Source organism: Stenotrophomonas sp. YJH_SMC_8, assembly GCF_059371315.1.
This window is the reverse complement of sequence record NZ_JCAFUL010000004.1, coordinates 185598-207550: the sequence shown is the minus strand read 5'-3', so window position 1 is coordinate 207550 and position 21953 is coordinate 185598. Positions and strand designations below refer to the sequence as shown.

Annotated in this window: 24 protein-coding genes; 16 read left to right on the top strand and 8 right to left on the bottom strand. The window is 59.5% G+C overall.

The window, feature by feature from the left end; genetic code table 11:
• Nucleotides 1–319 precede the first annotated feature (319 nt).
• The 6 genes from AC5P88_RS06625 to AC5P88_RS06600 all read left to right on the top strand — a co-directional run bounded on the left by AC5P88_RS06625 (nt 320) and on the right by AC5P88_RS06600 (nt 6976).
• A complete protein-coding gene (locus AC5P88_RS06625) occupies nt 320–607 on the top strand; it encodes a hypothetical protein (protein ID WP_495224704.1) in 288 nt (95 codons plus the stop codon).
• Nucleotides 604–1140: an HNH endonuclease signature motif containing protein gene (locus AC5P88_RS06620; RefSeq protein ID WP_495224643.1), complete on the top strand. Its 537-nt coding sequence runs from the start codon at nt 604–606 to the stop codon at nt 1138–1140. The genes AC5P88_RS06625 and AC5P88_RS06620 overlap by 4 nt, the downstream gene beginning before the upstream one ends.
• A gap of 31 nt (nt 1141–1171) precedes the next feature.
• Nucleotides 1172–1648 (top strand): hypothetical protein, encoded by a 477-nt coding sequence (locus AC5P88_RS06615; RefSeq protein WP_495224642.1) that lies wholly within the window; start codon nt 1172–1174, stop codon nt 1646–1648.
• 669 nt (nt 1649–2317) lie between these two features.
• A complete protein-coding gene (locus AC5P88_RS06610; protein ID WP_495224641.1) occupies nt 2318–2689 on the top strand; it encodes a hypothetical protein in 372 nt (123 codons plus the stop codon).
• 192 nt (nt 2690–2881) lie between these two features.
• On the top strand, nt 2882–4597 hold the full coding sequence (locus AC5P88_RS06605) for a lytic transglycosylase domain-containing protein (RefSeq protein WP_495224640.1): 1716 nt from the start codon (nt 2882–2884) through the stop codon (nt 4595–4597).
• A 3-nt stretch (nt 4598–4600) separates the two neighbouring features.
• Nucleotides 4601–6976, top strand: a complete 2376-nt coding sequence (locus AC5P88_RS06600) for a hypothetical protein (RefSeq protein ID WP_495224639.1) — start codon at nt 4601–4603, stop codon at nt 6974–6976.
• Here AC5P88_RS06600 and AC5P88_RS06595 read toward each other — a convergent pair.
• Nucleotides 6951–7130 (bottom strand): hypothetical protein, encoded by a 180-nt coding sequence (locus AC5P88_RS06595; RefSeq protein WP_495224638.1) that lies wholly within the window; start codon nt 7128–7130, stop codon nt 6951–6953. The two genes, AC5P88_RS06600 and AC5P88_RS06595, sit on opposite strands and share 26 nt — an antisense overlap.
• Nucleotides 7131–7231: 101 nt before the next feature.
• On the opposite strand from AC5P88_RS06595, the gene AC5P88_RS06590 reads away from it, so the two are divergent.
• From AC5P88_RS06590 to AC5P88_RS06580, 3 genes are read left to right on the top strand one after another with little or no spacing between them, the layout of a single operon-like run.
• Nucleotides 7232–7945 (top strand): hypothetical protein, encoded by a 714-nt coding sequence (locus AC5P88_RS06590; protein WP_495224637.1) that lies wholly within the window; start codon nt 7232–7234, stop codon nt 7943–7945.
• Nucleotides 7946–7960: 15 nt separating this feature from the next.
• A complete protein-coding gene (locus tag AC5P88_RS06585; protein WP_495224636.1) occupies nt 7961–8176 on the top strand; it encodes a hypothetical protein in 216 nt (71 codons plus the stop codon).
• Nucleotides 8177–8181: 5 nt separating this feature from the next.
• Nucleotides 8182–8475: a DUF5681 domain-containing protein gene (locus AC5P88_RS06580; RefSeq protein ID WP_204324688.1), complete on the top strand. Its 294-nt coding sequence runs from the start codon at nt 8182–8184 to the stop codon at nt 8473–8475.
• Nucleotides 8476–8778: 303 nt separating this feature from the next.
• Here the strand turns inward: AC5P88_RS06580 and AC5P88_RS06575 are convergent, their stop codons facing one another.
• Nucleotides 8779–9081, bottom strand: a complete 303-nt coding sequence (locus tag AC5P88_RS06575) for a hypothetical protein (RefSeq protein WP_495224635.1) — start codon at nt 9079–9081, stop codon at nt 8779–8781.
• A 542-nt stretch (nt 9082–9623) separates the two neighbouring features.
• Here AC5P88_RS06575 and AC5P88_RS06570 point away from each other — a divergent pair.
• Nucleotides 9624–10469 (top strand): hypothetical protein, encoded by an 846-nt coding sequence (locus AC5P88_RS06570; RefSeq protein WP_495224634.1) that lies wholly within the window; start codon nt 9624–9626, stop codon nt 10467–10469.
• 259 nt (nt 10470–10728) lie between these two features.
• On the opposite strand, the gene AC5P88_RS06565 is transcribed toward AC5P88_RS06570, so the two are convergent.
• The gene (locus AC5P88_RS06565; RefSeq protein WP_495224633.1) at nt 10729–11133 is read right to left on the bottom strand and encodes a hypothetical protein; all 405 of its coding nucleotides are present in this window, start codon (nt 11131–11133) and stop codon (nt 10729–10731) included.
• A 1847-nt stretch (nt 11134–12980) separates the two neighbouring features.
• On the opposite strand from AC5P88_RS06565, the gene AC5P88_RS06560 reads away from it, so the two are divergent.
• Both AC5P88_RS06560 and AC5P88_RS06555 read left to right on the top strand, forming a co-directional pair.
• On the top strand, nt 12981–13148 hold the full coding sequence (locus tag AC5P88_RS06560; RefSeq protein WP_495224632.1) for a hypothetical protein: 168 nt from the start codon (nt 12981–12983) through the stop codon (nt 13146–13148).
• A gap of 877 nt (nt 13149–14025) precedes the next feature.
• On the top strand, nt 14026–14475 hold the full coding sequence (locus AC5P88_RS06555) for a BLUF domain-containing protein (RefSeq protein ID WP_495224631.1): 450 nt from the start codon (nt 14026–14028) through the stop codon (nt 14473–14475).
• On the opposite strand, the gene AC5P88_RS06550 is transcribed toward AC5P88_RS06555, so the two are convergent.
• Nucleotides 14457–14747: a hypothetical protein gene (locus AC5P88_RS06550; protein ID WP_495224630.1), complete on the bottom strand. Its 291-nt coding sequence runs from the start codon at nt 14745–14747 to the stop codon at nt 14457–14459. The two genes, AC5P88_RS06555 and AC5P88_RS06550, sit on opposite strands and share 19 nt — an antisense overlap.
• Before the next feature lie 62 nt (nt 14748–14809).
• Between AC5P88_RS06550 and AC5P88_RS06545 the strand changes: the two genes are divergently transcribed.
• Nucleotides 14810–15424 carry a hypothetical protein gene (locus tag AC5P88_RS06545; protein ID WP_495224629.1) on the top strand — a complete coding sequence of 205 codons (615 nt, stop codon included), beginning with the start codon at nt 14810–14812 and terminating at the stop codon, nt 15422–15424.
• Between the two features lie 465 nt (nt 15425–15889).
• Here the strand turns inward: AC5P88_RS06545 and AC5P88_RS06540 are convergent, their stop codons facing one another.
• Nucleotides 15890–16450 carry a fasciclin domain-containing protein gene (locus tag AC5P88_RS06540; RefSeq protein WP_495224628.1) on the bottom strand — a complete coding sequence of 187 codons (561 nt, stop codon included), beginning with the start codon at nt 16448–16450 and terminating at the stop codon, nt 15890–15892.
• A 157-nt stretch (nt 16451–16607) separates the two neighbouring features.
• On the opposite strand from AC5P88_RS06540, the gene AC5P88_RS06535 reads away from it, so the two are divergent.
• Entirely contained in the window at nt 16608–17075 is a 468-nt protein-coding gene (locus tag AC5P88_RS06535; protein WP_495224627.1) for a hypothetical protein, read from the top strand.
• Between the two features lie 179 nt (nt 17076–17254).
• Complete coding sequence (locus AC5P88_RS06530; RefSeq protein ID WP_495224626.1) at nt 17255–17860, top strand: hypothetical protein; 606 nt, start codon at nt 17255–17257, stop codon at nt 17858–17860.
• A 178-nt stretch (nt 17861–18038) separates the two neighbouring features.
• Here AC5P88_RS06530 and AC5P88_RS06525 read toward each other — a convergent pair whose 3' ends face one another.
• From AC5P88_RS06525 to AC5P88_RS06515, 3 genes are all read right to left on the bottom strand, one after another.
• Nucleotides 18039–18329, bottom strand: coding sequence for a helix-turn-helix domain-containing protein (locus tag AC5P88_RS06525; RefSeq protein ID WP_495224625.1), 291 nt, complete (start codon nt 18327–18329; stop codon nt 18039–18041).
• Nucleotides 18330–18349: 20 nt separating this feature from the next.
• Nucleotides 18350–18712: a hypothetical protein gene (locus AC5P88_RS06520; protein WP_495224624.1), complete on the bottom strand. Its 363-nt coding sequence runs from the start codon at nt 18710–18712 to the stop codon at nt 18350–18352.
• A gap of 237 nt (nt 18713–18949) precedes the next feature.
• Nucleotides 18950–20773: an FG-GAP-like repeat-containing protein gene (locus AC5P88_RS06515; protein ID WP_495224623.1), complete on the bottom strand. Its 1824-nt coding sequence runs from the start codon at nt 20771–20773 to the stop codon at nt 18950–18952.
• 474 nt (nt 20774–21247) lie between these two features.
• Between AC5P88_RS06515 and AC5P88_RS06510 the strand changes: the two genes are divergently transcribed.
• Nucleotides 21248–21892 (top strand): hypothetical protein, encoded by a 645-nt coding sequence (locus AC5P88_RS06510; RefSeq protein ID WP_495224622.1) that lies wholly within the window; start codon nt 21248–21250, stop codon nt 21890–21892.
• Nucleotides 21893–21953: the final 61 nt, after the last annotated feature.

The following is a 21953-nucleotide window of genomic DNA, read 5'->3' as shown; positions in this document are numbered from 1 at the left end:
AGTTTTCGTTCAACCTGAGCAAAAGTCAGAAATGCCTCTGTTGATGGCATGTTGTGGACTTGGCTTGGTATCTAAATTTCGACTCACCCGCCGCGCATAGCGGCCACACGGTGCAGTCAATGGATACATATGGACATCGGGATTTCCGGCCCTTCATTCCGGAATGCGCGAAGGTAGGTATCGGCCGCTCTAAGGCTTATGAGCTGGCAAAGGCCGGTCTGCTTGAGACAGTTAGCATCGGCACACGTCGATTCGTCTACCTCGATAGCCTTTACACACTACCCGCACGGCTCGCTGCGGCCTCCACGGAGGTCGCAGCGTGAACGGGTTCAATTTTTCCTGCCTTAATCGGGAGCAGTCGGCTCTTCTGGATGCGGCTGGGTGGACGGCCGGCTGCGCTCGTCCAGCCCCTACGCGGCGCGCCGTCAGGGAACTGCTGGAGCGTGGGCTTATTGAGGCTTACCCCGCCATGCACGAGGACGACCACGGACGGTACAAGGTGGTCGAGTACTACGTCCCGCAAGAGGTCCAGCGCGCCTGGCAGGCATTGAACTCCTCAAGGGGACAGGAGATTGACTCAGGGGACCTGGAGGAGGGGCAGCTATGACGGAGCAAGCTATTGGTCAGCTTGTGCCACACGCGTCGTCTGGCCTCCTTGTGAGTCTTTCCACGGGCCGGATCTTTGACCCGGATGGATTAGAAGTAGGGATCCAGACTTCGGACACCTACGTGAGGGTGATACGGCGCCAATCGGAGGCCCGTACACCCGTGACTTGGTACGCACACCGACTGGTGTGGGAAGCCGCTCACGGACCTATCCCTGAGGGCATGCAGATCGATCATCTCGACTCCGACGCAGGTAACAACGCGCTGTCCAACCTAGACTTGGTGACCCCCCAAGAGAACCGCGCCAGGCAGGCTAAGAACAGTCTGGCGCTGTACGGCTGCAGATCACCGTACTGCAAATTGACGCCTGACCAAGTCAGCGCAATACGCGATAGCGCAGAGAGCATTCCCTCAAAGGTTTGGGTCAAGCGGCTCGGGATATCTCTTCGCACGGTGAACCAAGTTCGTAGCGGACAGACCTGGGCGCACCTCCCTGGGTCCCGCGCCGCGAAGGCACGTCGCAAGAAGCCCTAGTCGGGCTCATACCTATGCCCTTGGGGGGTGTATGCACAGCACAAGTGAGGATCGCGCGCAGCGGTCTCCAGAGAGCGGCGCCCGCTATGGGCAGGCGCTACCCAAGAAGAACACTGAAAGGCGACGGCAGAAGCTCGTTGGGCGGTCGAAGGGCCCGCCATTCCTGATGCTTGAGCACAGGATTTCCGACTCGCCGGAGTTTGGTCAACTGTCCGGTAATGCCGTCAAGCTGTTGCTGGAGCTGGCCCGCCAATACCGACCAGGCAAGAACGGCGATTTGAGCATCCCGTGGTCAATGCTCTCGACCCGTGGCTGGAGGAGTAAGGCGACGGTACATGGCGCCAAGCTGGAGCTCCTTGCCGCAGGTTGGATCATCGAGACGCGCAAGGGCGGCAAGAACATGTGCAGCCTGTACGCGCTGACCTATTACGCCGTCGATGAGTCCGAAAAGCACCTTGAGCCACCGACCGTAACTCCACTGAACCTGTGGAGGAATCGCAATGGGTAGTCGCTATGTGGGCCAATGTGGTCTCTATGCAGGCCAATCCCGCTCTGAGTTGGCCCGTATAGAGACCTACGAGGTCGCAATGCAGGCCAGTCAGGCGGTTATCCACACCCCTTCGAGGTCGCTATGTGTACACCCTTCTAGATATATACCAAGCGGAGCGTGCTCTTCATTGCTTCTAGTGCTTCTGAAGCCTTGCTCCAGGGAGGGCGCCCCTTGAACGGTCGGGCACAGTTCAAAGCTGGCCTAAAGCAGGTACGAGCGCCGGAAATCCCAGGGCTGTCAAAGCCCTGGCTGGAAGGATCGATTAACGTGGATCGAGCTTCCAAGGCACTTGCCGCTGCTTTCGGGTGCGGGCCATGCATGTCGCTGCCAACGCAAGCGACATGGGTGGAGGTTCTGCCTGATGAAGACGGCTCAGTTGATCCAGCGGGGCTAGCCATTCACACCAGGGGGCGAGTAGTTCAGGACGCTCGGGGATATCTGCCCAAAAGTACACGGGCACGGACAGCCGCTCTACGTTCCTTCAGAGCGGAAGACCGGCAAGCAGCTGAGGAATTCGATCAAGTTGCGAACATGCGTGCGGACGCGTGCGCCACGCGTGTTCGACGCGTGCGGCGCTGGGAGAACCACCGTTCTGCGGGAGCGTTGGTCATCCCAACTGTGAGGCCGGTGAAGCCAGTGCTGCTGGCATTGTCCGATGCGTCGCTTGATGGCCCGCTTGAGGCATGGCTGATGGTCTACGCGGCACAGAGGATGGAGCTATGGCCCAAGGTTGAGCTCTATCTGACCGTAATGGGGCATACAGCCGAAGTGGCAAGGGCGGCGGCGGCCAAGCTTCTCGGCGTCGGGCGCAGCTACAAGGACGGCGCGCGCAGTTCCAGAGTTCGAGAGGCTACCTATCGGAAGCAAGTGTCGACCGTCGAAGCCATTCTCTGGGACTGGCTTGAACGGGCCAGCTATGCCCTGCTGGAGGAGCTCGGAGAGAGCACAGGATGGGATGTAGGCGTGGGAAGGATCTTGAATGTGACGGCGCATGGGTAACCAGTAAACCCAGCCCTTTCCCCTGGGTTCTTCATCCCAAGCGAATTTGCCCGGGAGCGATTTACACCCGCCAAACGCCATAAGTAATAGGGGCTCTACTACCCAAGGGCGGGCTCCTGGGCGGCGTCATCTATTGGTGGCGCCGCCCACTCCCATCCGGCGTATGAGACGCCCCAGAAGCACAGGAAGCAGATGAACTCCTACATTCACAATTTCTTCGGCAGGGTCACGCCGAGATGGCAGGGCCTATCCGAGAAGGACCAAGGCGCGGTTGCTCGCCAGAGCTTGCTATCCGCTGGACTTGCCATGCTCCGGCCGACCGGAGGCAACTTTGGCGCCGCATTGGCAAACGGCATTCAAGGCGGGCTTCTCTCAGCCAATCAAGGCGTGAGCGATGCCGAGAACGCCCGCTACAAGGACGAAATCCTCGCTCGGACTCGCCAGGGCATGCTGCGGAACGCGGCTATCGAAGAGGCCCAGCGAGGCGTACTTAACCCTGACGGATCGCTCAATGAGGGCTCATGGAGTCAGTGGGCAAGTGTCGACCCCGTTGGCGCTCAGGAGTTCCGGCAGAAGGTGAGTCCGAAGGCGAAATGGGAGCCGGGCCAGATCGGCTATCGCGACCCGAAGACGGGTAAAGAGGGGTTGCTGGATGTCATCCGCAACACCGAAACCCAAGAGTACCGGGATCTCCAAGGCAACATCATCAGTGAAGGTCTGCTTGGCTCAGGAGCCGCTGCACCGCAGTTGCCGAGTGCAGGTCTTCTGTCGCCGGATGCAGCGAGGCTGCAAATGCCCAGCGGGGGGCTGCTGGGTTCCGACCTCATTCCAGGCTTGGAGCAGGCGGTGATGCAGGTTGAGTCGGGCGGCAACCCGGCTGCCGTGTCCAGTAAGGGCGCGGTAGGCACCATGCAGACGATGCCTGGGACGCTGCGCGATCCGGGGTATGGCGTTGTTCCGGCCCGCGATCAGTCCCCGGCTGAGCAAGAGCGTGTTGGCAAGGATTATCTCGGGGCCATGCTCCGCCAGTACGCAGACCCGCGTGCTGCCTTGGCCGCATACAACTGGGGGCCGGGCAATGTCGATAGCGCCCTGCGTGCAGCGGGCGGAAACGTTGACGCCATGCTCGCATCTGCTCCGGCAGAGACTCGGGCATATGTCCCCAAGGTGCTTGCGCAGGCAGACCAGGCGAGGCCGACGAGAACTGCTGGTCTGGAAGTTGGTTTCAGACCCGATCGTTCGGCTCGTCAGACGGAGCGTCAAGCTCCGTCTGGCTACCGCTTTAGTGCCGATGGCTCACAGCTAGAAGCTATCCCTGGCGGCCCCGCAGATCGAAAGAACAATCCTGCCCCCGGAGATCTGGCTCAGGCGGAGCAGGCGCTGCGGAAAGAGTTCATCGCTCAGATTAAGGTCCCTCAGACGGTGGTCAACTCTTACGAGCAGATCGCGCAGGCCGCGAAGAATCCTTCTGCACAGAACGATCTAGCTTTGATCTTTTCTTACATGCGCATGCTTGATCCCACTTCGGTGGTTCGTGAGGGCGAGTTCGCGAATGCTCAGAACGCTGCTGGCGTTCCGGACCGCATCCGCAACGAGTACAACAGGCTCCGAGATGGTCAGCGGCTGAACCCTGAGCAGCGAACTGGCTTTGTTAACTCCGCCAAGGGGTTGCACGACCAGGCAAAGTCTCAGATCGACGCCTATCGAGAGCAGTACTCGGGCTTGGCACGGGAGTACAACTACGCGCCAGAGCGTGTAGTGGGTAGGTCCACTGCATCTGGCGGTGCAGCACCACGTGGCGCCTCCACAATTCCCGCAGCTGCGGTGGACTTCCTTCGGAAGAACCCCAACATGCGTGCCGCCTTTGAGCAGAAGTACGGCGTTAGCGCAGATGACTACCTGAGGTAGCCAATGGAAAGAAATCCATTTGATCAGTTTGATGCCCCATCGGGTGCTTCTTCGACCGGGCAGAACGTCTTTGACCAGTTCGACCAGCCCGATGAGATCGTGACGCTCCCTGCCGTACAGGCCGCCAAACCCGATTTCAGCGAGGTAGCGTCCAGCTGGGATAGCACCGCCGAGTTGCCAGGCAACGCCCTAGGTCGGTGGCTAGGCCTGTACGGCGGGCGCCAAGTCCTTCAAGGCGCGGGCGGCCTTCTCGGTGCTGTTGGCGGTGACGCTTTCAATCACTATGTCGTGGATCCGATTCGGCGCCGCCTCCACGAACCTACGGAAGAGGACATCGCTACGGGGCGGGACAGCTTCGTTCCGACTGCCCCGTATCGTCAGGTCGGCGAGCAGATTGCGGATGAGTTGGGCATGCAGCGGCCCCAGACGAAGGCGCAGCGCATTGTTTCAGACATCGGCGAAGGGCTGACTGGCACCGCACTCACCTTGGGCGCGGGTTCAGCGGCTAGCGGCGGCAGAGGGCTTGCTCAGACTGCCGGCGAGTTCTTTGCTGCAAATCCTGTCCTGCAGACCGCTGCCACTGTGGCAGGCACAGGCGCAAGCTCAGCCGTTCGTGAGGCGGGTGGTGGTACTGGTGCACAGGTAGCCGCTGGGCTGGCTGGTGGCTTTGCCCCGGGTGTTGCTTCGGCGCTTCCTGGCATGCGTAGCGGCTTCGTTCCTCAGGCTGTCGCGGATGCTACCCGTGCAGCACTGAGAGGCCGCAATGCTTCGGGTGACCGCGTGGCCGCCCAGGACGTGGAACGGGCCATTTCTGATTTCGCGGCCGCAGGCGCTTCACCAAGCGTGGGCCAGGCCACGGGCGGGCGGTTCGCGCAAGCTACAGAGACCATGTTGGGCAACGTTGCCGGTGGCTCTGGTCCGATTGCGCGTCTTGCGCGCAATCAGTCGGACAATGCTAACGCGGCGATTGGTCAGTACGCAGCGGACCTCTCCCCACGTGGCCGAGCCATGAGTCCAGAGCAGGCGGGACGTGCCATCCTGGAAGGAATTGAGGGCAAGAGCGCTGCTGCCTTCGTGCCCAAGACAGCCCAAAGGGCGGAAGAACTTTACGGTCGAGTCTCGAAGCAAATTGCGCCGGATGCACGGGTGCCTGTGGAGAACACACAGAGGGCGCTTGCGGATCTGAACGCGTCCATTGAAGGAGCCCCCAACGTTGCGCGCCTATTCCAGAACGCCCGCATTCGAGGGATCGGCGGTGCATTGGACGAGGATATTGGCGGAATGGAGGCAGCACTGCAGCGCCCGGATGTACAGCGGCAAGCAGAGCAGCTGAAACAGCAGCTTGAGGGGCAGGCGCAGCGGGCAGCTGCGGAGAACGCGCGCCTTCAGTCACTGGGGATGCGTGGCTCGCTTCCCGTTCTAACGCCTCAGCAGATCGACGAACAGGTTGTAACTGCCGTATCTGGAATGGCCGACAACCAACTGCCGTATCAGGCGCTTACCAAGCTCCGTACGCTGGTTGGGCGAGAGCTTGATAACTACTCTCTGGCTGACAGTGTTCCCAGGGACAAGTGGAAGACGCTCTATGGGGCACTTACGAAGGATATGGAGGCCGCCGCCACGACACCCGAGGCGCGGCAGGCTTGGAGTCGGGCCAATGCCTATTACGCGGCGCGTAGCAATCGAATCGACGCCGTGGCGCATGTTGTGGATAAGAGCGGCGGACCGGAGGCTGTTTACAAGGCGGCGTTTGGCAACACCCGAGAGGGTGCGACCACGTTGCGAGCGGTGATGCAGTCGTTGCCGAAGGATGCTCAGCGTGAAGTATCGGCGTCTTTCATCCGCCGCATGGGCCGCGCAACTGGCAGTCAGCAGAACGCGGACAGCGATGTCTTCAGTATGGAGACGTTCCTCACCAACTGGGCGAACATGAGCCCTGAGGCGAAGCGGGTGTTGTTTGACCGTCATGGCCTCGGTTTTCGGCAGGACATGGACAGGATCGCCAGGATGACGGATCGAATTCGGCAGGGAAGTTCGGTGTTCCGCAATCCCTCAGGATCCGCTCGCCTGATCTCCCTGATAACTCAGTCGGCTGGCACTGCGAGCAGTGCCGGTAGCGCATTGGTGGCGGGTAGCCCGCTGCTGGCCGCAGGGATTGTCTCTGGCTCGATGGCGCTGGCTGGTGGCTTGAATGGATTGGCCCGCCTTATGACCAGCCCAGGCTTCGTGCGCTGGGTTGCGCAGAACGGCGAGAAGCCAATCGGTGAGCTGATACCGCAAGCGCGCCTGCTGCGGGAGATTGCAGAGCGTGAAGACAATCCGGATCTGGATGCGTTTGCAGATCGGCTTGAGGCTACGAGGCGACAGCGAAGCCCGTAAAGGCGAGCACTACCAAGCCCGCCAGTAGAACGGGTACTGCGATCAGCAAGCTTGCAAAGGCAAGGCCGTACAGGCCGCCCTTCCGTCCATCGGACAGGCGGCTGCTTTCCAGCAGCGGCGGCAGGGGATAGCTGGTCTTCTTCCAAGCGTCCATTTCCCGTCCATCGGATACGTGTGGCGGCAGCATACACCCGCCTGCACCACGCAAACACTCAACAAAATGAATGGGCACTCAGGTGCCCAAGGAGCAACGCAATGGCAGATTCAAAAGTCCCAGCCTTCTTCATGGGAGCGCGTAATCGCATCGCGAACGGTGTAGTACCCGGGCGAGTGTTCGACACCCGTGGCAACTACATGGGCAATGGCGGTCGGGCAGCTCTTGCCACTGTCGCGAAATTTGGTAGCGGTCTTCTATTTGGCCCTCTGGTATCTCAGGCCGTCGACAGGGGCTTGTCCGGCTGGGTCAACAGAGGGGCTGATTACGGTATCGGAAAGCCGGTTATGGAGCAGGTCGGTATCCCCGGAGCCCCTGGGGCCAGCAGGGCATACACCGCACCTACCCCCACCCAGCTAACGCAGAACCTCGGCCTAGGCGCCCAGCGCCCGGGCGGCAACTGGTACGGCTACACAGGCGGACCGGGATCCATGGGTAGCTTCGGCAACACCCAGTTTGGCAATGGCATGGCAAGCGTCGGCCAGTGGAACCCGCAGAGCGTGTGGGGCCAGCAGGTAGCCGCTCCTGCCGGATCGAACCTTGACCTGGGCAACAACGTGGGCGGGTTCATCGGCGGAGGTGGCAGCGGCGGCGGCTCAATGGGCGGCAGCAATGTCGGCTACGGCTCAGTGGCGCCGAGCATGGGCCTGACTCGCGGTGGTGGCGCAGCCGGTGGCTGGCAGACCGCATCGAACTGGAGCCAGTTGCTCGGCCGGTTCGGAGGCGACCCCGAAATGTACACCCAAGCAATCTAACCAAGGAGACGGGCAATGGCGCCTTCTCTGTCACCAGCAGTGGTGAAGGGCATCGCTGCAGTGATGCTTCGATCCAACGCGGGTCAACGTGTCTACCTAGGTGGTTTGGACGTCACCGAGATGGCCGCCAAGTTCCTCCAGCGGCACGTCGAGGAGGTCGGCCTAGAAGCAGCGGACAAGCGTTTCCGAAAGCATGGGTTCACATTGGTAACAACTGAAAACAATGGGTGAAGACTATGGCGTTCAAGCCAGGACAATCGGGCAACCCGAGTGGCCGGCCCAAAGTGGATTTCGAGGTTCGGCAGTTGGCGCGAGAGTACGGCCGCGAGGCAATTGAGAAGCTGGTGGCGATCATGCGGGGCGACAACGCTGCCCTCGCAAAAGCGGCCAGCGAGGCGCTACTGGATCGGGGCTACGGCAAGCCGGTCCAGTCAGTTGGGGTAGACCCTGATTCGGAGCCGGTCCGAGCCATAACGGTGCAACTTGTACCTATGACAGCTGACAATGAGCCGGAGGGCGCTCGTGGCTGATGACCGAGAGGCAATCTCTACTTTAGAAGCGGATAGCTCCCAAGAGTCCTGGGATGGTGTGACCTACGAGGTCTTCGCTGCCGAGCGGCAATGCCTGCCTGAGGATTTCGAGGGCCGGATGCAAGTGGCTGCCGCTGCAATTGGCGCCCCTTGGAGGGCGTATGACCTGCACGACGGGCGATGCCCCGTCCTGAGGGGTGGCAACTGCCAATGCGGGCTGGTCAGCTACTTCAGCAATGGACGGTGGATCGCCGGGGTGGACATGTTCCATTCGGTCCAGGATATCTTCCCACTGCACTAGCCCTACTTCCGGGTCTCCTTGCAGACGTACATGTCCCACTCCTTCTCGTACCGGCAGCCAACGCCGCACTCATAGCTCCCGAAGTCTTCCGATTGGTTCTCGGATGCCAGTTGCCTCAGCGCGCCAATTGAGGCGCTTTGGCACTGTTCGAATGACTCGTAGTAGCCGTAGATCGCCCTCGATGCGTCTTCCGCCGCCAAGGACCTTCCAGGTGGGTAGACAAAGGCCGTCCAAGTCTCCGGCTGTTTGGCGCAGCCCCCAAGGAGGACGAGGACGGCTACGGCAGCGAACGGCACTCTAAGCATGGCCGGATCCTTGGCGTTCAGGGGCAGCGTATCAGCACCCGCATTGGGGCATTTCTCACGCCGGTGCGCGGGGCTCGGGCAGGCTGCGCTGCAGATGGCTCGGTTACAGCTGCTTCAACCGGCTGCTGAGAAGCCTTGCAGGGTAGTCCCTACGTGTGGAGCCCGCTAGCCGCTTAATGGCGAAATTGGGTGCCGGCCTTCTAAGTCGGTGATTACGGGTTCGATTCCTGCTAATTAAGGCATTGAAATCAATGGCTTGCAAATTTCTAGGTCCTCCTCCGGGAATGCCTCCGGAACTGAAGTGAGTTCGGTTTCCATCGTTTGGATGGCGGCAAGTTCTGAGGGAGGTTTGAGATTGACCAATGTTCAGTGCCGGCGCCATTGCAGCAGGCTCCTTTGGTGTGCAAGATTGCAACCACTGCAGGACGAGAAAGGCCCTTCACGGGCATGGTCGAGACTTAGCTATAATAGGCGGCTCGCTGAGCCCAGCCTGGGCAAGGGCTGACAGTAATTGGCTCCTCAAACGGAAAGGGAGTTGCGGTGTGACGCAGGCTGCGCCGGCCACCAATTTTGAGCCGCTCAAGAAGCGGATCACGGACGCGATTGCTATCGCGCCGAGCGAATTTGAATTGAGACAGCTCCGCTTTGAAGCTACCAAGCTTGCCAACGCTGACCCGATGGGGTCAGTTGAACTGCGGGCAATGCTGGCGTGCATCGAGGGCGACGTAGACGAGGCTGACCGGCTGTACCGTGGCGTCTTCAGCGCGACAGGTAACTCTGTGGAGCGCGTCTTCCGCTACCTTATGCTCTTGGCTTCGGCTGGCTATTCAGCCAAAGCAGGCGCTGTTTACAGAGAGTTTTTAACTCTGTCCGAGCTTGCTCCCCAAGCTCGTGAGCGCGTGGCTAAAGTTCTCGGATTTTGCGGATGGGCTGTTGAGTCCACCATGATACGGCAGCAGTTGGTGCAGACTGGCTACGAACTCGAGAACAAAATTTTCGAGGATATTAGCTTCGTTGCCTCTGAGCAGGAGGGGGATGATCGGTTGCCGTCTTCCATCACTCTCAGGGAGTTGCTGACGGATGCCAGGGCCTTGTCTGCTATTGGTGTTGAGGATGCTTGGGTTGCGGATCGCGTTGGAGATGCCATCCAGTTTTTCAGATCCAGAAGCACAGGTGTAAAGGCCGTCCGTAGCACTGCGATCCCCCATGACGATGGTCATGTCGGATTGTTGGTCAATTTCTACGTGGATCAGACGTCTGAAGACGCCGCAGAGGCGGAATGGGACTTGCACGGATTCATGGCAGAGCGGAGTCCTGATTTGGTGGACGTGGAGGATGTTGCCTTCGCGGCTATTGGGGTACAAGTGAAGGAATCTCATGCCAATTAATGCAATGGATTTGCAGCGGTTCGCTAAAGCGAATTGCGGCCCGGACATGGACGAGACGACATTGCGGGCAGCTGCAAGCCGAGCATATTACGGTGCCTATCACGCCCTTCTGCCGTTTGTAGAGCAATTGCCGGTTTCTGATCGTGGTGATAGTTCCGCGAGGCACATCGGGCATCGGGAAATGCTGCGTCGTATTCAAGAGTGGCGGACTGCAAGCATTCATCCGCGCTTGACGTCTATGGGTAACAGTAAGGCTCAACTAGTCATGGCTATGCGAACCATGCGCGAGACGCGTGAGGCGGCAGACTACCTCTTGGATGACAGCTTGAACCGCAAAGACGTGATTCAGCAGATCTCTCGCGGTGCCAAAGTGCAGAGCATCGCGTTGCAGGTCCATGACCTTATCAGTTCCGCTGCGGGTAATGCTGCATACGGCTAGCGGTAACTGGGTGGCCAACTGGTCAAGGATTTGAATACGCCTCGGGTCAGTCATGTCGATCGTCCCTGACTCGCGAACAACGAGGAGAGAATGGTCATAGACGTGCATCACCACGTCATTTTTGTGACCACAGGCTTGCCTCTTGTCGCCCTTCGTGCCGGTCATGCTTCGGTGTTTCAGCCTGTGCGGGCCGAGCCGCTCGTCCTGGCCGAGGACGATTTCCATCGCTACATTGCCCATTGTGCCCTGCGCGCAGAAGAATCTGGCGCCTAAAATTACGCCAGAGGCTCCGAAACCAATGCAGGACAGGGGTGTTCGAGTCCTATTCCTCGGTGAGCGACAGGGGCAACATCCGGAGCTAGGCTGAGAGGCGCCACCTCATCAAAGGGCGCGGTCATGAACGAGCACGACAGCGTAGTGCCATTTGAACTCAAGGCGATAAATGTAGCCGCCGTAGGAGAGCTGCTGGGGCGGACACCTCGATCCGTTCTGGAGACGGTGGCGTGTCGCCCAGACTTTCCGATCCGTCTGACCATGCGCCCAGCCACTTGGGTAGCCGGGGAGGTATTGAAGTGGCGAGAGACTAACCGATACGGTCAGCGAGCTTGCCAGCGTCGTAAGACCCGAGGACGATTGCGCATACGGAGCAGCTGAAGAGTGGTTCTCGAACCCTTCTGCACCGTTACGTCACAGTGACGTCGCCTGTGACGTTAGGGCGAACGCCCTCTGTTTGGGGCAGCCGCCTCGAGCAACTGCTCGACTGACTTCCAATGCGTTCGTCATGCTTTGGGGATGCGTTCGCATTGTGTTTCAGATTGGTTCGCGTCCTCTGTCTGCCTTGCTAGCTGTGCAGTGGGGTTCTGCTGCACTTGCCAAGCAGCGACGTGCGCTGGGCGGAAGTGGAGGCATCGACCTAGTTCGGCGCCCCAATCTGATCTGTGAGCAGTGCGAGCGCACGCGGCAGGAGGAATCGACCACACTTGGCCGGAGGGCAGCCTGGCCGGAGAAGGCGGAGCTGCTGCTCGATACGGGAAGCCCAACCATAGTTGCCAAGCGACCTTCAGCAGATCCTCTCGGTTGTTCCTCGGCGTGTAGACCGCCCGGCTGACCCGGCAGGCCAGCTACTGCTGGTGGCTTGCTGCGCCTCCCGTTCATTATTTTCGTGTCGTATCGCAGTGTAGTAACGAGACAGCGCGCACCATCGTCTTGCGGTGAATTCATCGCGATGGAGTGATTTATGTATGAACAACGTCGAGGGCTACAGGTACGCATCCAGCACCAACTTGAAGGGCTGCGAGCGATATGGATACGGGTCAAGTATCGGAGTGAAAGGCTTCAAGCGATACGGGTACATGCTCGACGCAGAAGTGATCGTTCCATGGAGGCTGCGTTCCTGCGAGCAGCGAATCCAGCTCAAGATGTTCAGTGAGAGTCGCGCGCGAATCTAGTGGAGCAAGTTTGGAGTGCTGAAGTCTTGCAAGGGTAAGTGAGAACGACTGGTGTGAAGCTGGAATGGATGGCGTATAGATGCGCCGTCCATCTTCGTTCCATTTGTCTGCAGGTGGTTGGGTGTGTGGCTATCTAGATGGCCGTGCAGCGCGACTGCTTGAGAAGTTGGTTGTCAGCAAAATAGGGGGCATCAGGAGAGGAGATGGTCCCAGCATCGAGACCCAAGGCGTCTTGCAGCGGCCTCATTGCCTGTACGGCCAGAACGCATCTCTAGCCTTTGAATCAAGTCGTCAGCCCAAGCTTCGCGGCTTCCGTGGGGATCTCTTATGTAGATATCACATGCAATCTTGATGATCGGCTGGATATCTAGCCCGAAACTGGCGCCTGGGAATTCGCCAGTCCCGAACTTAGCGCGCCAGTGGATAATTTCTTGTTCCACATCAACATAACTCCTATCCCTGTTCATGGCATTTTCCTCGAATGTACCGAGGTGACTGTACGCCTGTTGGTCGAATGGGCTCATTCATGTGCCCGATTCAGTCTTCTCTTGCAAAGCGACCTGCAGCTAACAGGGGGACGTGCATGCTTCTGATGCGGTGAGTCCACCGCGATGGAGCAATGTTATGAATGACTTCAAGCGTGATGCATCCAATACCAACAAGCCGGCTGTGGCGGAGCCGGATGCAGGGAAGCAGAAGCAACATCAACAGCAACAGGAGCAGGAACGCCAGGACAAGGAGTCCAAAGAGCGCAACGCCAATGAAGGCGGGGCTCATAAGTCGAATAAGTAAGATCGACTGCGAGTAGTTGAGAGAGGGTGGCGCAGGCTTGCGCTGCCCCTTTTCTGTGGAAGGAGCGGTGATCCGTGGATAGGTTGAGAGATAGGAGCACGGATGCAGAGGCTTTGATGGTGCGGATTGCCTATCAGCTCCGTAGCCCGTCAGAGACTACTTTGCTGCCGTGTAAGAGGTGCCGGAGGCCAAGTCCTGGTGGTTATCTATGTGCCAATTGCCTTTGTGATGACCTTGCAATTTTGATTGAGAATCGTGGTGCAGCGGGGAGATGGCTTTCTTCAATAAAAATCGCCCTTCAAGACGAAGAAACGGTCCTTCGCTATGCGAGGCAAGCTTCATCCAAGCAGCAGGCATCTTCTGACTGAACGGACATTCGCCTAGCATTGCTCATCGTTTTTCGAAACGATTTCAACGGCAATGCAGCTTTGGCTCTGCTTAGTCTACGCTTGGTGCTGAACGACCATCGCCCAGAATGTGCTCACACTCCACCAAACGGGCGTTGCTGACCATCTGCCTGGCCCCGCACTTTCCGCAAATGAGCACAGTGCCACCAGGCAACGCTTCCAGTTCGGCTCTTGTAGAGCTAGTAATCGTACTGCAGCGGGCGCAACGTACCGCTAAGCTCGAGACGTAGGCGATTCTTCCCTGTTCATCGAGCACCGACTCAACATCAACTACGTAGAACAGTCCTGTATCAGGCATTGCCGCAACCCCGAAAGTAGCTAACATGCTGCGCGGTCTACCGCATGGGCGAAGTGAGGATTTTCCCTGTTCACTGTGAGATCGCCATGAACGATTCATCACAAAGCGTTGATTCCTCACTCTCTCGTTTGGCACCGGCTGCTAAGGTTGCTTCTCATCAAGGAGTGGCGCCATGCCCATCAGGGCCGTTGTATACGTGAGCGGTGCCGGCGAGGAAATCTCCGGCGATAGGCTGGGTCTGGTCAACGGAAAGCTTGATCTGATTGTGGACGACGCGGCCCGGTTCAACCGTAACGCTGGAGTTACGGGGGTGCTTCTCTTCGATGGCGAACGCTTCCTCCAATACATGGAGGGGCCGGAGGACGGATTGTCTGTGGCTTATTCCCGCGTGCTTGGCGCCAGCAGCCATAACGGCATCGTGGAGTTACAGCGGGGCAGCGTTGGTCAGCGCCGCCTGCCCTTCTGGCCAATGAAGTGGCTTCCGGTAGAACCGGGAGAGCTGAAGCGCATGGCCCACGCCGACTGGACCCGATTCAATCAGCGCGGAGATGCCGAGTACGCCAACCCGACGGCCATGGGTCTCCTAGCTGCCTTAGTTGGGCCTTACGCCCTGGCTGCCTGATCTCCCTGATGCTTATCCCCGATTTGTTCGGTGAGTACGGTCAATGCCTGTTGGAAGGCCGCAGCGAACAGATCGCTCGCGTCCTCTTTGTGCTTCGCGACGATGCCGGGTAGTAGTTGAAGCCATGCCTCAGAAAGTTGATCCTGAGCAGGATGGGTCAGCACGGAAAGCCGCACCGCATACTCCATCGCCTTGAGGTAGCCGCGATGCATCTCGAGACCGGCCTCGCAGGCTTGGAGGCGATCAAGGATTTCCGTGATTTCGGTCGTCATGGTGGTCTCGACAGGCAGGGGCGGGGAAGGCGATATTCTGCGGACGCCTAGAAGAGCCCGCTATGAGCATCCTCAATGTTCTGCTGCGCCCTGACCAGCTCCTTGTTGCGGTTGATACCCTTGCTGAGGACGCGAGAACCGGGGTCCATTCCTCCGGAGCAAAGCTGCTACTGATTCCTCAGCACAACCTTGTGCTGGCTACTCGTGGCTCCACTCAGTTCTTCCTTAGGATCTACGAGCTGGCGCTGCAGGCGAGCTTCCGCGCCGACTTCACTATGGAACGGCTGTCCGCTGAGTTGGGTCTGGTAGTGGACCAGCTGTGGCCAAACTACATAAGAGCGGCAGCCGAGGCGCGCTTGCCAATCGAGAAGCTTGGTGCTGAATTTGTGCTGGGCGGCTGGTCGCCCCAGAGCGGTCGAATGGTGGCCACCGCTTACGCAAAGAGCGATAGCTCCAGAGCCACCGTAGTGCACCCGTTGGACGGTGGCTTAGCTTCTCCTGGCGATCCGCTGGCGGGCAGGCCGGATAGCTTCGCTCCAGCCGACGTCCTCGCGGCCGGCAGGATCCAAGCGACCTGGCTCAACAAACAGGTAGGGAGGCAGGTGGCGGGTGGGCGCCTTCTGGCCGCCGTGCTCCGTGAAGGGCAGGCGGTGATTCAGGACCTAGGGCCGATTTAGGTCGTCCGGCTCCACCCCTGCTAGCGCCAAGATTCTGTCCTGCCTCATCTGCTCGGCCCAGAGAATCCAAGCTTGGTCGCCGGTCAGTATTCCCGTCACCCCGCAGCCTGGACAGGTGAGCTTTACACCCCCCTCTACATCGGCAAGCCCATACCCTCGCGACCGTCGCGATTCGTCCCCACATGCGCCGCACTTAACCTGCAGAGTCTCTACTCGCTCGATCATTCCGTTGAGGCGCAGCACAGGGCGGATCCGAAGGACCCGGAAAGCAGTTGAGGGTGTCATGTGTCGTGCCTGTAAGGGGCTAGACACGGGGGCGAAGAATTTCGCGCCTGAGAGGAGCCTGATGCGTCAACCATACAGCATGAACGGTTAAGAAATTGGATTTGAGAGATTGTTTATGCCAGATCTCTCGCCGGCCTCTCAAGCGTAGGCACCCTTGAGGTGCCTACGGCCCGCGCTGGGTCACTTCGGCATCAAGACGGTGTCGATCACATGGATGACGCCATTCGATTGGCCAACGTCGGCAATGCTGATCCCAGCCTTGCCTCCCTTGGCGTCGACCACCCAGAGCTTCCCATCACGAAGCGCTACGGTGAGCGGTTCGCCCTGAACCGTCTTCAGGGTGGCCTTTCCGCCATGCTTCTTGGCGTCCGCCATAAGCTGGACGGAGCTGTAGTTGCCAGGAACTACATGGTAGGTCAGGATCTTGGTCAGCTGAGCCTTGTTCTCAGGCTTTACTAGGGTATCCACAGTACCCGCCGGCAGCTTATCGAAGGCTGCGTTGGTGGGGGCGAAAACGGTGAAGGGACCGGCCCCATTGAGGGTGTCGACCAGGCCTGCTGCCTTGACCGCTGCGACCAATGTGGTGTGGTCCTTGGAGTTGATGGCGTTCTCGACGATCGTCTTGGTCGGATACATCTCTGCCCCACCGACCATGACTGGGCTGGCGGCGAAGCTGGACGAAGCTGCTGAAACGAGTACGGCGAGACTCACTGCGGCGGCAATGCGCTTAAGAGCGTTCACTGTGCGTTCCTTGATAGGTTGCCTGCGGTGCGCAGACACCCCAGATACGCCCTGGCAGCCAATCCGGATGCATCGCGAATCTACCAATGCAGAACGGTTCAGGTAGGTCGCTGGTGCGTTCGCAGGATTTGCGACGCCCAGTCCTATCCTCTCTGCCATGCTCCCCTCGCACGGCTACCAAGGCTTCAGCACCACCCCGATCCCCTCTGGCTGGGTCCAGATGGGGGACAGCCGGGTGCTGTGGTGGAGCGGCCGGCAGATCGCCAGCGTTTCCCCAGCGAGGGAGCAGGGCGTTCGAGTACACCTGGACGCCCGGAAGATGTGGCAGACCAAGGATGTGCTCGCGGCCAGCATCAGGCAGGGCATGCGCTACGCTGAGCGCTGGTGCGCGGCCAGGCTCTACCCCGATCTGCCACTGCGCCAGGCGGTCGCCCGGCTGACCGACGGCACCCCGATCCAGCCTCTGCCGCCACTGCCCGGCCTGCCGCCGACCCGCGAGCAGCAGCAACAGGCCCGGCGCCTAGCCGAGGCCGGAGCTGTGGAACTGGCGCGGATCAAGGAGGCGCTGGAGCCGCGCAGGCCGCCGGTCGCTAAGCCCATGGCGAAGGGCCCGATGAAAGCATGAGCAAGGGCGGGGAGGGAGCCGCTCTCCCGATAAGCCAAGTGAGATGCCCCCCTTTGATCTGCTGTGCCCGCTTCACCTGTAACCTCGGGCATACCACCGGCGGCCTACTCGATCCAATGGACTTGATACGACTTCTTCGATCGCTTGAGGAATTTCTGTACGAGCTTGTAGGTTGGCTAGTGTTCTATCCGCGAACGCTTTGGCGCGTGCTGGTTCGACCAGGTGAGGTTGCTCAGTACACCCGCCGGGAGTTCGCGAAGGATCAGGAGCAGCGCTTTGCGGATGCGATCAGTCCGGTTCTCATGCTGATCCTGTCTGTGGCGATAGCCCATGCCATCGAGATGGCAATGCGGATGGCTCCGCTGGCGGTCTCCGGCCCTGTCGGCAAGCTGCTCTTTGGCAGCGAGGAGGGGCTACTGCTGACCAGGTCCGCCATCTTCTGCATTTATGCGCTTGGTGCGGCGCTGAGCACCCTTCGGAGGCAGTGCCTCCCGGTGAATCGAGAGACCCTGAGGGAACCTTTTTCCATCCAGGCTTTTATCGCCTGTCCCTTCGTGATCTTGCTCGCAATTTCGCAGGCAGTGACCTCGACGGGGACGGGGCCTTTGAAACCGCTGGGGCCGTTGATCGGTCTTGCAGCCGTAGCCTGGTACTTGTGGGCTCGGACGAAGACTTTCGTCGCGCTGAATGAAGGGGGGCATCTACGGGCATTTGGCTTCGTACTAGCGTCGTTCCTGTTGACTTCAGCGCTGATCGTGGCGCTGGTGTTGACCATCGTCTCTTAGGAATAGTCACCGAGCAGCCGCGCCTGCCGCCGAAGGAGACCAAGCTCAGGGCGAGGGATCCCATGAAGGCGTGGGTCAGGGCAGGTAGAGACCTATTGCCCCGAGCTCGAATCTGATCCCCCGTTCAGGCGGGGGGGGGCGATTGCCGGACCTTGCTGGCGCTGCAGCCCCTCTTTGCTTAGCGTCGGCGGGGGGCCGTCTTGCCCTTGGCACTGATTCCCAGCCTTTTCTCGATTCTTGCCTCTGCCGTATCGAGTGGCGGCGGGGGAATGTCGCGTACAGATATTCTGGGAGCTGCTACAGGTCGCAGGCGGCATTGGTTCCACCAAGCCTCCAAGTCTTTTCTATGGATGCGATCCGACTTGGCGCTTTGCCCGAGTCTCACAGCGGCGAGTTGCCCGCCATCAATGGCTCTGCGTATCGTCTTGGCAGAGCACGCGCTCTGCTCAGCCGCTTCTGCAGCGGTCATCAGCTTGCCGGGAGGTTGCACTAGCGTTTCCCCTTGCGCTCGTCATAGCGCCGTAGCCGGGCAAGCGCCTCCTTCATCTCAGGGGAGGTCGCAGCTAGGGTTGGTGCGGAAGTTGCGGGTGGACGCGTCCAAGCCTTCGCGCCGTAGATTGCCTGGTAGAGAGCCGCCTTCGCATAGAGCTTCTTCCCCATGAACTTGCGCGGATCAAGATCGTATTCGTGGGCGCGGGCATTGAACTGGCTAACAGACACGCCGCAGTAGTGGGCGGCCTCGTCTGCTGTAAGCCAGTCCTTGCCGGACAGATCGACGCATAGCACCGCTATTTGCTGTCGAAGTGCCTTGATCTCGTTCAGCAGGGAGACGTCGGTTTCTGGGGTGCCCATATGGATCTGCTCCTACGCGCCTAGCTGCACCCTGCCACAGTGAAAGCCAAGCCGGAACCCCGAAGATCACTCAACCTGATTTCAAACCCATAACACGATAGGGAGAGGCTACAGCCTCTCTTCTATGTCGGCGCAATGCCGACTCCATACTGACTAGGAGCCTATCGTGTTCATCGAACGATCCCATTCCACTCTTGGAGGCCCCGGTCGCGATTCCTCGCAACCGGGGCGCTTGGTTCAGCGGGTCCCTGTATGCAAGCGCCAGCCGGGGTTGTAGCGGGTTGCGGAAGCTGGTGAGAACAGCAGGCCATCCGTTGCCTGCCCGTACCGGATTTCCACATCATCATTCGCCGACTGGATGAGTATGTCGGTGCGCCCGTCGCCATCGAAGTCGTTAGTCAATAAGTGATGCCCAGGGCTCCAGCTGGAGACGCTCTGCGCGGAGAACCGAAGACCATCACTGGCTTGGCCGTAGCGGATTTCGGAGTGTCCGTTCGCTGCATAGATCACAACGTCGTCTCTGCCGTCGCCATTGAAATCACCCGTCAACAGCGTGTGCCCGGTGGACCATAGGTCGGCCGTGCTCGGTGCAAAGCGCAAACCGCCGTTCATCTGCCCATAGCGGATCTCAGTGGCCCCGTCGGCGGCATAAATCAGCACATCGCTGTATCCATCGCCGTTGAAATCCGCAATCTTCAATGTATGGCCAGCCCGCCATTGATCATGCTGACCGGGTTCTGCGCGCAGTCCGTCGGTGGCCTGTCCGTAGAAGAGGTCGACCTCGCCGTTGGGTCCATACAGCAACAGGTCATCAAGGCCGTCGCCATTGAAGTCGCCAACATGCGGGCGGCTGCCCAGGGCGACCTGCCGTTGCGATTGTGGGGCGAAGCGCAATCCGCGATCACTGCCTCCGTAGCGGATCTCGAGAGCGCCGCTGTCCTGCAGGATGAGTACGTCGCTCCGTCCATCACCGTTGAAATCTCCTGCCATCAATTGACTGCCCACATTCCATGCAGTGCGTGATGGAAGATGTTCGGTGAATCGAGCGTCAGGACGTCCATAGTGGAGCCGTACGCTACCGTCGCCGCCGTGCACCAGCAGATCGGAGAAGCCATCGGCGTCGAAGTCGCCACTGACCAGTTTGGCCGAGGTTGCCCATGGTGCCGAGGGGGCATCCGTCAGGGAATGGGTCACCAGGCCCGCATGGGGGGCCAGCTGTCCGGTCGCCACCGACGCGCTGCCAGAGGATGGGTTGTACAGGATGACGTCGCCGCCACCATCACCGTTGTAGTCCACAGAGCGCACTGCAGCGCAACTGCCATTGGCGCGGCGGAGACTTCCTGCATGATCGCCTCGCGCAGGACATGTTCGTGGTGCCAACTGCTCCACCTTGACCCAATCGACATGAAAATCTGCAGGCAGAACGGTGTTGGATGTCATCCGATTGTTGATGCCTCCAGGTGTTGTAGTCGGAGGTGCAAGATTAGTATTCAGATTCACGAGCATTGGAACGCTCGGAATATTCAGTGTTGTTCGATAGAACTCCACTCCATCCACAGAGTATGCGATGTGGATGGGGCTCCACTCTGCCGAGAACACATGATAGTTGCTGGAATAGTCGACAGATCCAAGCTTGGTGTAGGCTGAAAGCGTTGCATCAGCCACTGCGGTGGAGCAATCGGCAGGGTTCGTAAACCAGTAATGTTGCACATTGATCGTGCGTGGGTCGGACTTCTGCAGCCCAGTGGCCTCAAAGATATCTATCTCACCGCATGCAGGCCCGTATGACACCAGCCAGAATGCGGGAATGACGCCTGGCGTGTTAGTCATTTTCACACGGGCAGAGTAGCGACCATAGGTGAAGTACCTAGGGTAGTAGATGCCACCTGTCTGATAGAACGGGAAGGTGTCTTGGACATCACCGCGGAAGACAGCGTCTCCTTGGGCCACGAACGCATTTCCAGGCTTGTAGGTGTACGACACTTTCCCGGACTTGTCGGTCACATCCCCTGCCCACGGGATCCAGTAGCTGAGACTAGGGTCATCGAAATGCTCTTCCATGACGGTGATCCACTCATTCTCTGTATTCTGCGCTTGTGCAGCTGACACGACTGAAGTCGCAACCGATGCGGCGAGTACAAGCTTCCTTAACATTGCCAATTCCTGATGTAGAGCCGCGGGATGCGACCGCCTGTGAGTTTGACAGTTTGGCGGTGACTTCTTAGTGGCCAGGGCTTGGGGATGAGCCATGTCCGCGGATTGATTGCAAGCGAAGTGTCTGGGAGAGCGGATTACGATAGTCGAACCGACTAGATGCCAGAACTGGATCCCTCAGCCTAGAGGCTCGGGAAGTGAGTCGATTAGTGAGTCTAAAGTGGATTGAAGTAGATTAAATAGGAATATAATCAATGGTTTACTTTGATATTGCGGTTGCTGGTGGGCCACCAATCGACCTCGCACCACCGACTGCGGAATGTTGCCTCCCTGCGCATTCTGCCGCTCCGGCTATAGCTGATCCGCAGACAAGGATCGAACATGCCTGACACCAACGCAGAGGTGGAAGACTTCACCACCGAGATCGAAGACAGCCGGCATCTGTTTGCCTGGTGCCTGATGCACTACGGTCAGATTGCCGAAGAACTGGCAATCGAACACGCACGCCAACGCTATCCCGACCAGGCCCCCGGCTGCGAGTACGAGCACGCATTGATCTTCCACGACGAGCCCTGGCATTGGGCGATGCTGCACGTGTTGGGTGAAGGGTACTGGCACCAGAACCCGGAACTGGCGCAGCCGTCGCTGGAGTACGACACCGAGTCGGATGCGTTGTGCCTGGCCCGCGGTGAGTCGGTTCCCTTGCTGGATGAGGATGAGTATCTCGGTGCACTTGCCCACGCCCGCCATATGCATGCGTGGACGCTGATCCATCAGGCAGGCATTGCCGAAGAGCAGGCGCAGCAGCAGGCGCTCGAACACTACGCCTACTTTCCGCCGCATCATCGTTGGCGCATGCGCGTCCACGATGCGAGCGCTGCATGGTGCGGCGTGATGGGCGCGCTGCACCTCGATGACTACTGGTCACGGCCGGAGCTGCGGAGGCCGCCGGAGGCGTACTGGCACGCGTCACGTGCATTCGCTCTGGAGCAAGGGATCCAGCTGCCGAAAGGTCCGCCTCCATGATGAGCGGGGCGCGGCAAAAGTGGCATCATGCGGCTTCCGCCGTTCCGCACGACCAGGAGGC